The organism is Aeromicrobium sp. 10G20-16 (assembly GCF_055809665.1).
On record NZ_CM147919.1, the window covers coordinates 1,347,134 to 1,359,651 of the forward strand.

General features: G+C 70.9%; 14 protein-coding genes. 4 read left to right on the top strand and 10 right to left on the bottom strand.

Annotation, left to right across the window (positions count from 1 at the left end; all coding sequences use genetic code 11):
- Positions 1-13: 13 nt before the first annotated feature.
- Positions 14-364, top strand: coding sequence for a GntR family transcriptional regulator (locus tag AC0L5F_RS06740; protein ID WP_473315853.1), 351 nt, complete (start codon positions 14-16; stop codon positions 362-364).
- A 190-nt stretch (positions 365-554) separates the two neighbouring features.
- Here the strand turns inward: AC0L5F_RS06740 and zwf are convergent, their stop codons facing one another.
- The 8 genes from zwf to AC0L5F_RS06780 all read right to left on the bottom strand — a co-directional run bounded on the left by zwf (position 555) and on the right by AC0L5F_RS06780 (position 8,912).
- Positions 555-1,991 carry a glucose-6-phosphate dehydrogenase gene (gene zwf, locus AC0L5F_RS06745; protein WP_473315854.1) on the bottom strand — a complete coding sequence of 479 codons (1,437 nt, stop codon included), beginning with the start codon at positions 1,989-1,991 and terminating at the stop codon, positions 555-557.
- A gap of 51 nt (positions 1,992-2,042) precedes the next feature.
- On the bottom strand, positions 2,043-2,996 hold the full coding sequence (locus AC0L5F_RS06750; RefSeq protein WP_473315855.1) for a siderophore-interacting protein: 954 nt from the start codon (positions 2,994-2,996) through the stop codon (positions 2,043-2,045).
- The gene (locus tag AC0L5F_RS06755) at positions 2,993-3,808 is read right to left on the bottom strand and encodes an ABC transporter ATP-binding protein (RefSeq protein WP_473315856.1); all 816 of its coding nucleotides are present in this window, start codon (positions 3,806-3,808) and stop codon (positions 2,993-2,995) included. Before AC0L5F_RS06755 ends, AC0L5F_RS06750 begins: the two co-directional genes overlap by 4 nt.
- Positions 3,805-4,842 carry a FecCD family ABC transporter permease gene (locus AC0L5F_RS06760; RefSeq protein ID WP_473315857.1) on the bottom strand — a complete coding sequence of 346 codons (1,038 nt, stop codon included), beginning with the start codon at positions 4,840-4,842 and terminating at the stop codon, positions 3,805-3,807. Before AC0L5F_RS06760 ends, AC0L5F_RS06755 begins: the two co-directional genes overlap by 4 nt.
- On the bottom strand, positions 4,839-5,780 hold the full coding sequence (locus AC0L5F_RS06765; RefSeq protein ID WP_473315858.1) for a FecCD family ABC transporter permease: 942 nt from the start codon (positions 5,778-5,780) through the stop codon (positions 4,839-4,841). Before AC0L5F_RS06765 ends, AC0L5F_RS06760 begins: the two co-directional genes overlap by 4 nt.
- A gap of 89 nt (positions 5,781-5,869) precedes the next feature.
- The gene (locus tag AC0L5F_RS06770; RefSeq protein ID WP_473315859.1) at positions 5,870-6,922 is read right to left on the bottom strand and encodes an ABC transporter substrate-binding protein; all 1,053 of its coding nucleotides are present in this window, start codon (positions 6,920-6,922) and stop codon (positions 5,870-5,872) included.
- Positions 6,923-6,999: 77 nt separating this feature from the next.
- Positions 7,000-7,677, bottom strand: a complete 678-nt coding sequence (locus tag AC0L5F_RS06775) for a response regulator (protein ID WP_473315860.1) — start codon at positions 7,675-7,677, stop codon at positions 7,000-7,002.
- On the bottom strand, positions 7,674-8,912 hold the full coding sequence (locus tag AC0L5F_RS06780; RefSeq protein WP_473315861.1) for an ATP-binding protein: 1,239 nt from the start codon (positions 8,910-8,912) through the stop codon (positions 7,674-7,676). The genes AC0L5F_RS06775 and AC0L5F_RS06780 overlap by 4 nt, the downstream gene beginning before the upstream one ends.
- 129 nt (positions 8,913-9,041) lie before the next feature.
- Between AC0L5F_RS06780 and AC0L5F_RS06785 the strand changes: the two genes are divergently transcribed.
- The 3 genes from AC0L5F_RS06785 to AC0L5F_RS06795 are packed head-to-tail and all read left to right on the top strand — an operon-like array spanning position 9,042 to position 10,706.
- Positions 9,042-10,232, top strand: a complete 1,191-nt coding sequence (locus AC0L5F_RS06785) for a PspC domain-containing protein (RefSeq protein ID WP_473315862.1) — start codon at positions 9,042-9,044, stop codon at positions 10,230-10,232.
- Positions 10,229-10,501: a hypothetical protein gene (locus tag AC0L5F_RS06790; protein ID WP_473315863.1), complete on the top strand. Its 273-nt coding sequence runs from the start codon at positions 10,229-10,231 to the stop codon at positions 10,499-10,501. Before AC0L5F_RS06785 ends, AC0L5F_RS06790 begins: the two co-directional genes overlap by 4 nt.
- On the top strand, positions 10,473-10,706 hold the full coding sequence (locus AC0L5F_RS06795) for a PspC domain-containing protein (protein WP_473315864.1): 234 nt from the start codon (positions 10,473-10,475) through the stop codon (positions 10,704-10,706). Before AC0L5F_RS06790 ends, AC0L5F_RS06795 begins: the two co-directional genes overlap by 29 nt.
- A gap of 7 nt (positions 10,707-10,713) precedes the next feature.
- Here AC0L5F_RS06795 and AC0L5F_RS06800 read toward each other — a convergent pair whose 3' ends face one another.
- Together AC0L5F_RS06800 and AC0L5F_RS06805 are read right to left on the bottom strand one after the other, a co-directional pair.
- Complete coding sequence (locus AC0L5F_RS06800; RefSeq protein ID WP_473315865.1) at positions 10,714-11,493, bottom strand: glycerophosphodiester phosphodiesterase; 780 nt, start codon at positions 11,491-11,493, stop codon at positions 10,714-10,716.
- Positions 11,490-12,518 (bottom strand): glycerophosphodiester phosphodiesterase, encoded by a 1,029-nt coding sequence (locus AC0L5F_RS06805; RefSeq protein WP_473315866.1) that lies wholly within the window; start codon positions 12,516-12,518, stop codon positions 11,490-11,492. The genes AC0L5F_RS06800 and AC0L5F_RS06805 overlap by 4 nt, the downstream gene beginning before the upstream one ends.

The window sequence follows — 12,518 nt, forward strand, 5'->3', positions numbered from 1 at the left end:
CGACAATGCTGACATGGCATTCGCGATCGACCACTCCTCCGACGTCCCGCCGTTCGAGCAGGTGCGACAGCAGATCGCCCAGGGCGCGGCAGATGGTTCGTTGGCTGCGGGCCACCGACTGCCGACCGTGCGCGGCCTGGCCACCGAGCTCGACCTGGCCACCAACACGGTGGCCAAGGCCTACCGAGCACTGGAGTCCGACGGCGTCATCGAGACCCGTGGTCGTGCTGGATCGACCATCGCCCGGCGTCGCGGCACCGAGCCGGATGCCGCGGTCGCGGCCGGCGAGTTCGTCGGGGTCGCGCGACGGCTGGGTCTGACCCGCGCCGAGGCGGTGCTCCTCGTCGAGCAGCACTGGCCCTGATCCCCGTCCCGCTGACGAGTCACCCAGTTCCGCTGACGAGTCACCCAGATCCGCTGACGAGTCACGGAGGTTTGCTGACGAGTCACCCAGAGTCTCTGCAGAGAGCCATAGGTGACTCCTCACAAGCCGTAGGTGACTCCTCACCAGCCGTACGTGACTCGTCAGCGGACGTACGTGACTCGTCGGCGGGCTACTCGGCCGTGGTGTTGGGCTTGCGCCAGGTGCGCTCGAAGGGCAGGCGCCAGGCCTTGGGGGCGATCAGCTGGTGGATGGCGTTCGGGCCCCACGTGCCGGGCGGGTAGGCGCGGACGGGCGGGGTGTCGGCGAGCAGCGGCGCCGAGATCTCCCACAGCCGCTCGATGCCCTCGGCGGTGGTGAACAGGGTGCGCTCGCCCCGCATCGCGTCGTAGATGAGTCGTTCGTAGGCCTCCAGCACCTCGCCGGCCCGCTCGGTCTCCTGCATCGCGAACTGCATGCTGAGCTTGTCCAGCTTCATGCCCGGGCCGGGCCGCTTGCCGTAGAACGACAGCGACATCTTCGAGGAGTCCGCCAGGTCGAACGTCAGGTGGTCGGGGCCGGACAGCCCCACCCCCGAGCCGGTCGGGAACATGCTCTTCGGCGGTTCGCGGAACGCGATCGAGATGATGCGCGCACCCTCGGCCATCTTCTTGCCGGTGCGCAGGTAGAACGGCACTCCGGCCCAGCGCCAGTTGTCGATCTCGGCCTTGAGCGCCACGAAGGTGTCGGTGTCGGAGTCGCCGGGCACCCCGGGCTCGTCCCGGTAGCCCTGGTACTGGCCCCGGACGACCTCGCGCGGGTCCAGCGGCAGCATGGAGCGGAAGACCTTGTTCTTCTCCTCCGAGATCGAGTCCGAGTCCAGCGACGTGGGCGGTTCCATGGCCATGAAGGCCAGCACCTGGAACAGGTGGGTGACGACCATGTCCTTGAACGCGCCGGTGCCCTCGTAGAACCCGGCGCGACCCTCCAGCGACAACGTCTCGGGCACGTCGATCTGGACGTGGTCGATGAAGTTGCGGTTCCAGATCGGCTCGAACAGGCCGTTCGCGAACCGGAACGCCAGGATGTTCAGCGCCGCCTCCTTGCCCAGGAAGTGGTCGATGCGGAAGATCTGGCTCTCGTCGAAGACCTCGTGGATCGAGGCGTTCAACGACACCGCGCTGGCCAGGTCGGTGCCGAAGGGCTTCTCCATGATGATCCGCGAGTCGGACACCAGGTCGGCCGCGTCGAGCGTCTTGACGACGTCGAGCGCGGCCTTGGGCGGCACGCTCAGGTAGTGCAGCCGACCGTTGCTGCCGCCCAGCGCAGCCTCCTGCTCCGCGGCCGCGCGCGCCAACGCTTCCGGGCCGTCCTTGACGTTGACGTACGACAGCTTGGACGCGAAGTCCTCCCAGACGCCGCTGTGCACGCCGCGGGTGCCGAACTCCTGGCACGCCTGCTTGGCGAACTCGCGGAACCCGTCGTCGTCGAAGTCGTCCATCGACACGCCGATGACGCGCGAGTCCGGCACCAGCTGCGACTGCACGAGATGCATGATGCCCGGCAGCAGCTTGCGACGGGCGAGGTCTCCAGTGGCTCCGAAGAGCACGATCAGGTGCGGCTCGTTCATGCGCCTCAGGCTAGACCCGTCAGGTTGCGCATGCGTGAACTCCGACGTGGCTCACGACCGCATGGCGACGCCCTCGCGCCAGTAGCCCATGAAGGCGACCCGGTGGCGGTCGATGCCGAGGTCCTTGACGAGGAGGCGGCGCAGGCCGGTGACGACCTTCGACTCACCCGCGATCCACGCGTAGAAGCCGTCGCGACCGTCCGACCTCGCGGCATCGGCGATCGGCTCGCCCGAGGACGAGTACACCGGTGTCTCCCACAGATCCGGGTCCACCTCGTCGCCCGAGACCGCGACGGGAGCGTCCACGCGGGCGCCGAGGGCGTCCAGAGCCGCTGCCTGCAGCTGCTCTCCCCGGGGGCGGCCGTTGCGCGGCAACCAGACGATCTCCACGCCCTCCGGAGCGGCGAGGTCGAGCACGTCAGCACTCGTCGGCACCTCGAGCAGCACCGTGCCGGTGAGGCCGGGCTCGAGGTCGCGCAGGATGCCGGCCGCCGCAGGCACGGCCGTCTCGTCGGCCACGACGAGCATGCGACTGGCGGCGTCCGGGGCGAACTCGCGGCCGCCGAAGTCGTGGTCCCGACGGGGCGCGATGATCACCAGCCGGTCCCCCACCGACGCACCGAGCGCCCACCGGTTGCCCGGCCCGTCGGGCTCCTCGCCTGCCACCGGCGGATGGACCACGATGTCGACGACCAGGCCCGTGGTCAGGCCCGACCCCACGACGTCGCGCACCGTGTAGGTCCGCATCGCGCCTCGCCGGTCCTCCGGCAGCTGCATCCAGCGGGTCCACCAGTCCTCGTCCTGCACCAGCTCGGGCAGCTGTCCGTGCGCGTTGGGGAAGATCACCTTGAACCGCTGGTCGAGCCACGGTCCGTCGACGCCGAGGTCCGCCAGGCACGGGCCGGCCAGCTCGACCCTGACGAACGCGGGAGTGAGGTGCTCGACCCGGCGCACCGCCACCTCGCCGAGGACGAGTGGGGGTTCGGTGGTGGTCTGCTGGGTCATGCCATCTCCTGGTCGAGGTCGGGGGCGGTGTGGACGCGACTGATCGGCACCACGAGGGGCGTTCCGGACACCGGGTCGTCGATGACCCGGCTGCGCAGGCCGAAGACGTGCTCGACGTGCTCGGCCGTGACGACGCTCTGCGGCGACCCCTCGGCCACGACGGCGCCGTCCTTCATCGCGATGAGCCGATGGGCGTACCGGGCCGCGAGATTCAGGTCGTGCAGCACCATGACGACCGTCAGCCCGCGACGCGCGTTGAGGTCGGCGAGCAGGTCGAGCATCTCGATCTGGTGGGCGACGTCGAGGTAGGTGGTGGGCTCGTCGAGCAGCAGCAGGTCGGTGCCCTGGGCCAGCGCCATCGCGAGCCACACCCGCTGACGCTGCCCGCCGGACAGCTCGTCGACCACGCAGTCGCCGAGCTCGGTGGTCCCGGTCAGCTCCATCGCCTCGGCCACCGCGTCGCGGTCCTCGTCCGCGCGGCGGCTGAACAGCCCGTGGTGCGGGTGACGCCCGCGCATGACCAGGTCCGCCACGGTCACTCCGTCCGGGGCCACCGGCTGCTGAGGCAGCAGTCCCAGCACCCGGGCGACGTCCTTGGTCGGGCGCCGGTGGATGACCTCACCGTCGAGCAGCACGCTGCCGTGATCGGGGCGCAGCAGGCGAGCCAGACCGCGCAGGAGCGTCGACTTGCCGCACGCGTTGGCCCCGACGACCACGGTGACCTGCCCGTCGGGAATCGCCACGGTGACGTCGCTGACCACCGTGCGGTGGCCGTATCCGAGGCTGACCGCCTCGGCACTCAACCTGGTCATCGTGCGCCTCCTGTCGTCGCCCCGCGGGCCAGCAGCCACAGCAGGAACGGTCCGCCCACGGCACCGGTCACCACACCGACCGGCAGCACGGCCTGGGGGACGAGGTAGGCCGCCGTGTAGTCGGCCAGCAGCATCAGCACCGCCCCGACCAGGGCCGGAGGGACCAGGGTGTGACGGCCACCCAGCAGGGACCGAGCGATCGGTCCGGACATGAACGCCACGAAGGCCACCGGGCCGGCCGCCGCCACGGCACAGGCGGTCAGCAGCACGCCGATCAGCAGCAGCGCGTCGGTCCGATGCGTCGGGACGCCCAGAGCGGCGGCGGCGTCCGGGCCGAGCTCGAGCGCCGGGAGGTCCCGCGCCAGCACGGCCAGCGTCGCGACCAGCGCGGTCACCGCCCCGGCCAGCACGGTGATGGTGGGCCACCCCGCATGGGTGAGGCTGCCCACCAGCCACCGCAGCGCCAGCTGGACGTCGTAGGTGTTCGACCTGGCCAGCAGGTACTGCACGACTGCGACCATTCCGGCCGCGACCCCCACCCCCACCAGCACCAGGCGGTAGCCGCCGCTCGATCCGGCGATCCACCGCACGACCCCGGCGACCAGCACGGCGCCGACCACGGCGATCGCCGCGACGGCGGCGTCGCGCAGCCCGAGCACCAGCAACGCGAAGACTCCGGCCGCGCTGGCACCGAGGCTGACGCCGACGATGTCCGGGCTGGCCAGCGGGTTGCGCAGCAGGTTCTGGAACAGCGACCCGGCCACTCCCAGCGCGAGTCCGACCAGCACCGCCAGCACGGCACGTGGCAGCGTCGACTGCATGATGACGAAGGACGCGACGGGGATCTTCTCGCCTCCGAGGATGCGCAGGAAGTCCGGGATCGTCACCGTGTAGTCGCCGAGCAGCACACGCATCGCGAACGAGCCCACCAGCGCGGCCGCCAGTCCCCCGACGACCACCCGGTACCGGCCGATCGTGGACTGGCCGATCGTGGACCGGCCGACGACAACTGCAGTGGCGGTCGTCGCGCTCACAGGCCCATCCGCCCACGCCGCACCAGCAGGAGGAAGAACGGGACCCCGACGACGGCCGTCATGATGCCGACCTGCACCTCCGACGGCGGCAGGACGACTCGCCCGAGGGTGTCCGCGACCAGCACGAGGGCCGCGCCGACGAGGGCGCTCAGCGGCAGCAGGTGGCGGTGGTCCGGTCCGACCAGGCCGCGCACCAGGTGCGGGACGATCAGTCCCACGAAGGCGATCGGTCCGGCCACCGCCGTCGCGGTGCCGGCGAGCAGGATGATGACCCCACCGACCAGCACCCGGTCGAGCGCGGTGCGCCGCCCCAGTCCGCGCGCCAGGTCGTCGCCGAGAGCGAGGGTGTTGAGCGTACGCCCCAGCGCGAGCACGAGCACCAGTCCCACGCCGATGATGGGCGCGACCGCCAGCACGGTGCTCCAGTCGCGCCCGCCGACCGACCCGACCTGCCAGCGTCGCATGACGTCGAGAGTGACCTGGTCGACCAGCTGCACGGCGACCGTCCAGCTGCTGGCAGCCGCCGCGAACGCCGCACCGGCAACCGTCAGCTTCGCCGGGGTCGCACCGCCACGTCCGATGCTGGCGATGACGTGCACGGCGAACCAGGCCACGGCGGCACCCACGAAGCCGAGCACGATGTAGTCGGTCAGCCCCCCGGCTCCGAGCGCGACGATGCCGATCACGATCGCCAGCGCCGCCCCGGCGTTGATGCCGAGGATGCCCGGATCGGCCAGCGGGTTGCGTGTCAGCCCTTGCATCGCGGCGCCGGCGAGGGCGAGGGCTGCGCCGACGACCACCGCGAGCACCGTGCGCACGGCCCGTGCCTCCAGCACCACTCGGTCCGCGCCGCCGCCGAGCACGCCGTCCAGCGACAGCGTGCGCGAACCCACCAGCAGCGACCCGACGGCGGCCAGGGCCAGTGCGCCGCCCGCCAACAGGTACCACCGGGCGGCTGGTGCGATCGTCTCTTGCGCGAGGGACTCCTCAGCGAGAGACGACGCCGGCTGCGGAGAGGTGACCGTGGTCAGGAGCCCGATCCGTTCCCGTCGACGGCTGCTGCCACCTTGGGCACGTACCGCTCGAGGGCCGATGGCAGGGACAGCGGCGAGGGAGCCGAGAAGCCGACCGCCTCGGTCACGTCGACGCTGGCGTACCACCGGTTGTCGGCGATGGCCGGGATCTGCCGGGTCAGGGGGTTCGTGGCCAGGGCCTCGACCTCGTCCTGGCTGGTCGCGTAGGTGAGGAAGACGTCGGCATCGAGCTGTCCGGCGCGCTCGGACGACACGTTGAACAGGAACTGTCCGTCCTCGCTCTGCTGCTGCGCGAACTCGGTGTTCTCCATGCCCAGCTCGGTCAGCAGCCGAGGCCGGTTGTCCTGGACGGAGTAGACGTAGAACGAGGAGAAGTCACCCGCGTTGGGGCCACCGAAGGTGAACGTCTTGCCGGCGAGCTGCGGATACCTGGCCGCCGTGTCGTCGATCAGCTGCTGGGTGTCCGAGGCGACCTGGTCGGCCAGCGTCGAGCGACCCAGCGCCTGCCCGACGAGGTCGAGCGACTCCTGCCAGGTGGTCGTGTAGGGCGCGTTCGGGTAGGCGAGCACGGGAATGCCGGCGGCGGTGAGCTTGTCGTACTCCGCCTGGGTCATGCCGGACTGGGTGGCGGTGACGAGGTCGGGCTCGAGGCGCACGATCTCCTCGACCGGCACACCGTCGGTCTCGTCGAGACGCTTCGGCTGCTCGGCGCCGTCGATCGTGGCCAGCTTGGCGTCGAAGAAGTCGCTGGAGAAGTTGTCGTTGCCGGCATAGGTGATCTTGGCGGCCCCGACGGGCACCGCGCCGAGCGAGAGCGGGAAGTCGGCCTCGGCGTAGCCGACCGCGACGACGCGCTTCGGCTCGGACTCGATCGTCGTCGTGCCCAGGGCGTGCTTGATGGTCACCGGGAACGCGTCGGCGTCGACCGTGCTGGCCGACACGGCGTCGGCCTTGTCGTCCGCGCCGGATCCGGTGCTGCAGGCAGCCACGACGGTCAGGGTGAGGGGGACCGCCAGGCCCAGGGTCAGGACTCGCAAGATGCGCACGTGAAGCTCCTCGTCGTTTGGAAACGAGGTAAGCCTATCCTTATCAATTCGACCTGAGTAAGGGGGCCCTTACCTGATCAGATCAGGCGGCGGTCGTTCGCCCATCGGGTCAGCTCGTGGCGGCTGGACAGCTGCAGCTTGCGCAGCACGCTGCTCACGTGGGTCTCGACGGTCTTGATCGAGATGAACAGCTCGGAGGCCACCTCCTTGTAGGCGTACCCACGTGCGATGAGGCGCATGACCTCGCGCTCGCGCTCGGTGAGCCGATCGAGGTCCTCGTCCACCTGGGCGATCTCGATCGTGCCCGCGAAGGCGTCGAGCACGAAGCCCGCCAGTCGGGGCGAGAACACCGCGTCACCCGCGGCGACCCGGGCGATGGCGTCGAGCAGGTCACCGCCGGAGATGTTCTTGGTGACGTAGCCGCGAGCACCGGCGCGGATGATGCCGATGACGTCCTCGGCTGCGTCGCTGACCGACAGGGCGAGGAAGGTGACGTTCTCGGGCCGCTGGCGAGGGGAGGCCTGCAGGCGCCGGATGACCTCCAGGCCGCCGCCGCCGGGCATGTGCACGTCGAGCAGCACGACGTCAGGCGCCAGGTCGGCGATGATCCGCACCGCGCTGTCGACGTCCTCGGCCTCCCCGACGACGTCCACGGAGCCGGAGATCTCGGCACGGACACCCGTGCGGAACATCGCGTGGTCGTCCACGAGCACCACGCGGAGCGCACCGCCCGACTCACTCACCGGCTGGGTCATCGGATCTCCTCGAGGTCGGGATCGGGAACGGGGCCGTGCAGCGGGACCGACAGACGGACCTCGGTGCCCTCGCCGGGGGCGCTGCGGATCTCTGCGGTCCCCCGGTGACGCTCGACCCGGTCCACGATCGAGCGGCGCACGCCCATGCGGTCCTCCGCGATCTGGGCAGGATCGAAGCCGACCCCGCGGTCGCGCACGAACACGGCCACCGAGCTGGCGTCGCACTCGGCGTACACGTCGATGCGGTCGACCCCCGCGTGCTTGGACGCGTTGATCATCGCCTCACGGGCGGCGCGCACCAGGGCCGTGACGTCAGCTCCCATCGGCGCGTCGCCCACCACGACGGTCTCGATCGCGACCTCGTGCGCGTCCTCGACCTCGGCGGCCACGCCCCGCAGCGACGCCGCGAACCGGTCGCCGATGGTCTCGTCGGTGCCGTAGAGCCACGACCGCAGCTCGCGCTCCTGGCGCCGCGCCAGGGTGGCCACGTGGGCGGCGTCTCCGGCGTTCTTCTGCAGCAGCGCCAAGGTCTGCAGCACCGAGTCGTGCAGGTGGGCCGCCACGTCGGCGCGCTCCTGCGAGCGGACCCGCTCGCGACGCTCGTCGGCGAGGTCACCCACCAGCTTGTACAACCAGGGGCCGAGGATCAGTGCGACACCGAGCAGCGCGACGACGACGGCCGAGCCGAGGTCGACGACCGCACCCCAGCCACGATCCTGGGTGACGACGTAGGTGGCGGCCACCGCCACGAGGATCACGCCGGCACCGATGCGCGCAGCGACCGCGACGCCGCTGGTCTGCCGCATCCAGCGTCCCAGGGAGGCGTCGTCGAGCTGTCGCCAGATGACGGCGACCCCGACGACCGCGACCAGCACGGGGACCAGCAGCGTGCCGTTGGGCCCGCGACCGGTGCCCAGCAGGAACACCAGAACGCCGATGCCGATGGCCGCCAGCGCCACACCCTGCAGCACGTCGGTCGGACCCGGTCGGGAGTCGGTGCGCAGACCCCGGCGCGTCGCCGACTCCAGACCCGGCGACAGGTCGGGCTGGCGCAGCGGCAGGAACCGCCACAGCAACAGGTAGGCGACGAGACCGGCACCGTTGAACCACGTGCCGACGATGAACGCGATGCGCACTGGGAGCTCGGGGACGCCGAGGTGGTCGGCGACGCCGGCGCTGACACCCGCGACCAGTCGACGATCCGCCGGCCGGGTCGCGCGTCGGAATTCGGTCACACCTGATCGTCACACGTCGCGTCCCCCAGCCGCCACAGCGCACGACCCTCGTCGCACCCTGATCTGCCGGGGCCACGTTCAGGGTCGTCCCCGATGGTCCGCACGCCTCACCAGCGACACGATGGAGCCATGAACGACACCCAGCACGACTCCACGGACACCGGCGCCGGCCCAGAAGCCGGTACAGAATCCAGTGCCGGCTCCGGTGCAGGCGACGCTCGCTTCGAGGCGGGCCGCCTGCGCTCGATCACGGACGCGCGTCGGTCCTCCGACCATCGGCTGGTCGCCGGCGTCAGCACCGGCATCGCCCGGCACCTCGACGTCGACCCGGTGCTCGTCCGGGTCCTGTTCGCCGTCCTCACCCTGCTCGGTGGCGCCGGAGTCATTCTCTACGCGGCGGCCTGGTTCTTCCTCCCGGCCGACGACACCGGCACCAGCATCGCGGCCGACTGGTTCAAGCTCGGCGACAACGAGGAGAAGGTCCGCGTCGCAGGGCTCGTGATCGCCGCCGTCGTCGCGGTCCTGACGATCGTCGGCGACAGCGGATGGGGCTGGGGATGGGGAGGTGCCCCCTGGGGGCTGGTCCCGCTCGCACTGGTCGTCTACGTGTTCGTGGTGCGGCCCCGTCGCCGCCGCGAGGCGCGGGCGGCCCGGACCGAGGCCGCGCAGCAGCAACCGGTGTCGGACACGGTGCACGACGGCGTCCGCACCGTCACCTACCAGCTGCCACCGGAACGACGGTCCTGGGCCCTCACGGTCCTGACCCTGTCCGTGACGGCGATCGCGGTCGCCATCACCCGGATCATCGCGGACAGTCGTGGCGGCACCCCGTGGACCACCTACGCCGCCGTCGCCCTGACGGTCGTCGCCGTGGCCGTGCTGCTGAGCACCGTCGTGGGCGACGGAGGTCCACTGATCTTCCTCGGCCTGCTCCTCGCCGTCGTGCTCGGGCTCGGCACCCTGCTGCCCAACGCGCGGGTCGGTGCGCAGCAGCTGACGCCCACCACCGCGGCCGACGTCTCGTCCACGTACGAGCACGGCGTCGGGCTGCTGGAGCTCGACCTCAGCGACGTCTCGGACCCCGACGCCCTGCTGGGCCGCAGCCTGACGTTGGACAACGGGGTCGGACAGACCAAGATCATCGTGCCCAACGGCCTGAACGTCTCGGTGGCGGCGGACCTGTCCGTCGGTGAGATCGCCGTCTTCGACCGCAAGGTCAACGGCACCGACAACCAGCTCGACACGGCGGCCGACCCGGGCCGCGCCCTGACCCTGACCATCGACCAGAAGGTCGGCAACATCGAGGTGATCCGTCAATGAACCGCCACTCCTTCCGCTGGACCGGTGTCGCGTTCGGCCTGTTCTTCCTGGCCGTCGCCGGCAACTGGGCCGTCTGGGACCAGGACCTGCTGTCTCGACAGCAGTTCAGCCTCGGGCTGAGCGGCGTGCTGATCGCCGTTGGCGTCCTCGGCATCGTCGCCACCTTCTGGAAGCCCTCACCGACCGACCCTCGCACCGTCTCCCTCGACCACCCCACCGAACCCCTCCAGGAGGATCACCATGAGCAAGCAGCTGACCCGCAGTCGTGACGACAAGTGGATCGGAGGCGTCTGCGGCGGCATCGGCCGCTACACCGGCGTCGATCCCAACCTGGTGCGCGTCGTGGCGGTCGTCCTGGCCGTCCTCGGCTTCGGCACCGTGATCATCGCGTACCTGGTCGCGTGGGTGCTGATGCCCCGCGACGGCCGCACCGTGACCGTGGTCAGCCCCGCTGACCCGCCGCCCACGACCTGAGCGGCGTTCAGCGGTCGAGCAGCTTGATGATCTGGGCGGGACGGTCGGTGATGACGGCCGTCACGCCCAGATCCATGCACGTCTGCAGGTCCGCGGCGTTGTTGACCACCCACACGTGGATCTCGTGGCCGCTGCGGGCGATGTCCCGGCCCAGCCGCGGATGCTCCCGCAGCTCCTGCATGCCGGGGCCGACCAGCCAGTCGCGGCCGATCACCCGGCGCAGGATCGGCCAGTGGTGCTGCTTCTCGACCAGCTGCACCAAGGGCACCCCGGGTGCCAGTCGCTCGACCCGGCGCAAGGCGTTCCACGAGAAGCTCATGACCCGGACCGGCGAACCGGCACGGTCCCACCCGAACTCGCGCAGCAGCTCGACGAGTCGTTCCTCGACCAGTCCGCCGAACCGGGTGGGGTGCTTGGTCTCGATCGCGACCTCGACGCGGCGCCCACAGTCCGCCGCGGTCTGCAGCAGCGTGCGCAACGTCAGCAGGCCGTCGAGGTTCTCGTCACGGTCCTCGGCCTCGTCGTCGAGGTCGGCCCACGGGTGCTTCCACGCGGCGAAGTCCAGCTCGGAGAGCTCGGCCAGGTCCATCGAGGAGACGGTGCCCCGGGTCCGGGCCGTGCGTCGCAGGTCGCGGTCGTGCACACACACCAGGTGGCCGTCCGCGGTCAGGCGCACATCGCACTCCAGCCCGTCGGCCCCGGCGTCGATCGCTCGCACGTAGGCGCCGAGCGTGTGCTCGGCGTTCTCGTGGCTGGCGCCACGGTGGGCGACGACCTGCGGCCTCATGCGCCCTCCTGCCAGCGCTGCAGGGCTTCCACGGCGGTCGCCGTGAAGTCGCTGAAGACGCCGTCGACGCCGGCATCGAAGAACGCCCGGTACTCGCCCTGAGCGTCACCGTGGGCCGACCGGTCGGTGCCGACGCGCAGGTCCGCCGGCAGGAAGTTGTTCTCGTCGCGCATCGTCCAGATGTGCACGAGCAGGCCCACGTCATGGGCGTGACCGACCAGCCCGGTCGGGCCGGCGAGCCGCTTGTGGTCGTCGCGAGCGATCACCTGGCTCTTGTTGGGCCCGATGCCGTCGGCGTACCGCGCGATCTCGGCGAGGCAGGCAGGGGTCGTGAGGTCGGCGTAGGTCCGCGGGTCGCCGGCGGCCTCGAGGTCGAAGGGTGCGCCCTGGCGGTCCGTCAGCTGGATCAGCGGAAGAGCAGTGCGGTCGCGCAGCGCGCGCAGGTTGCCGACCTCCTTGCTCTGGATGATCACCGGGGCGTCGGCGTGGTTGACCCCCCGCCGGTCCAGGTCCGCGACCAGCAGGTCGTTCAGGTCCAGGCCCAGACCCGCGAAGTACGTGGGGTGCTTGGTCTCGACGTAGACGCCGACGCTCCGGCCGGTCGCCGCCGCGCCCTCCTCGGCGATCGTGAGGACCTCGTCGAACGTGAGGATCTGCTCCTGGCCGGCGAGCGCGATGTTCTGCGGCCGCAGGTCGGGCAGGCGCTCCTTGACCCGCAACGTCTTGATCTCCTCGAGCGTGAAGTCCTCGGTGAACCACCCGGCCAACGGCACGCCGTCGATGAACCGCGTGACCTTGCGGTCGGCGAACTCGGGTCGGGCGGCGACGTCGGTGGTGCCGCTGATCTCGTTCTCGTGTCGCACGACCAGCACCCCGTCGCGGGTGCTGACGACGTCCGGCTCGATGTAGTCGGCGCCCTGCTCGATCGCCAGCAGGTACGACGGGCGCGTGTGCTCCAGGCGCTCACCGGGAACACCGCGGTGACCGATCACGATCGGGCGGCCAGTCACGGGTCCGGGGGCCAT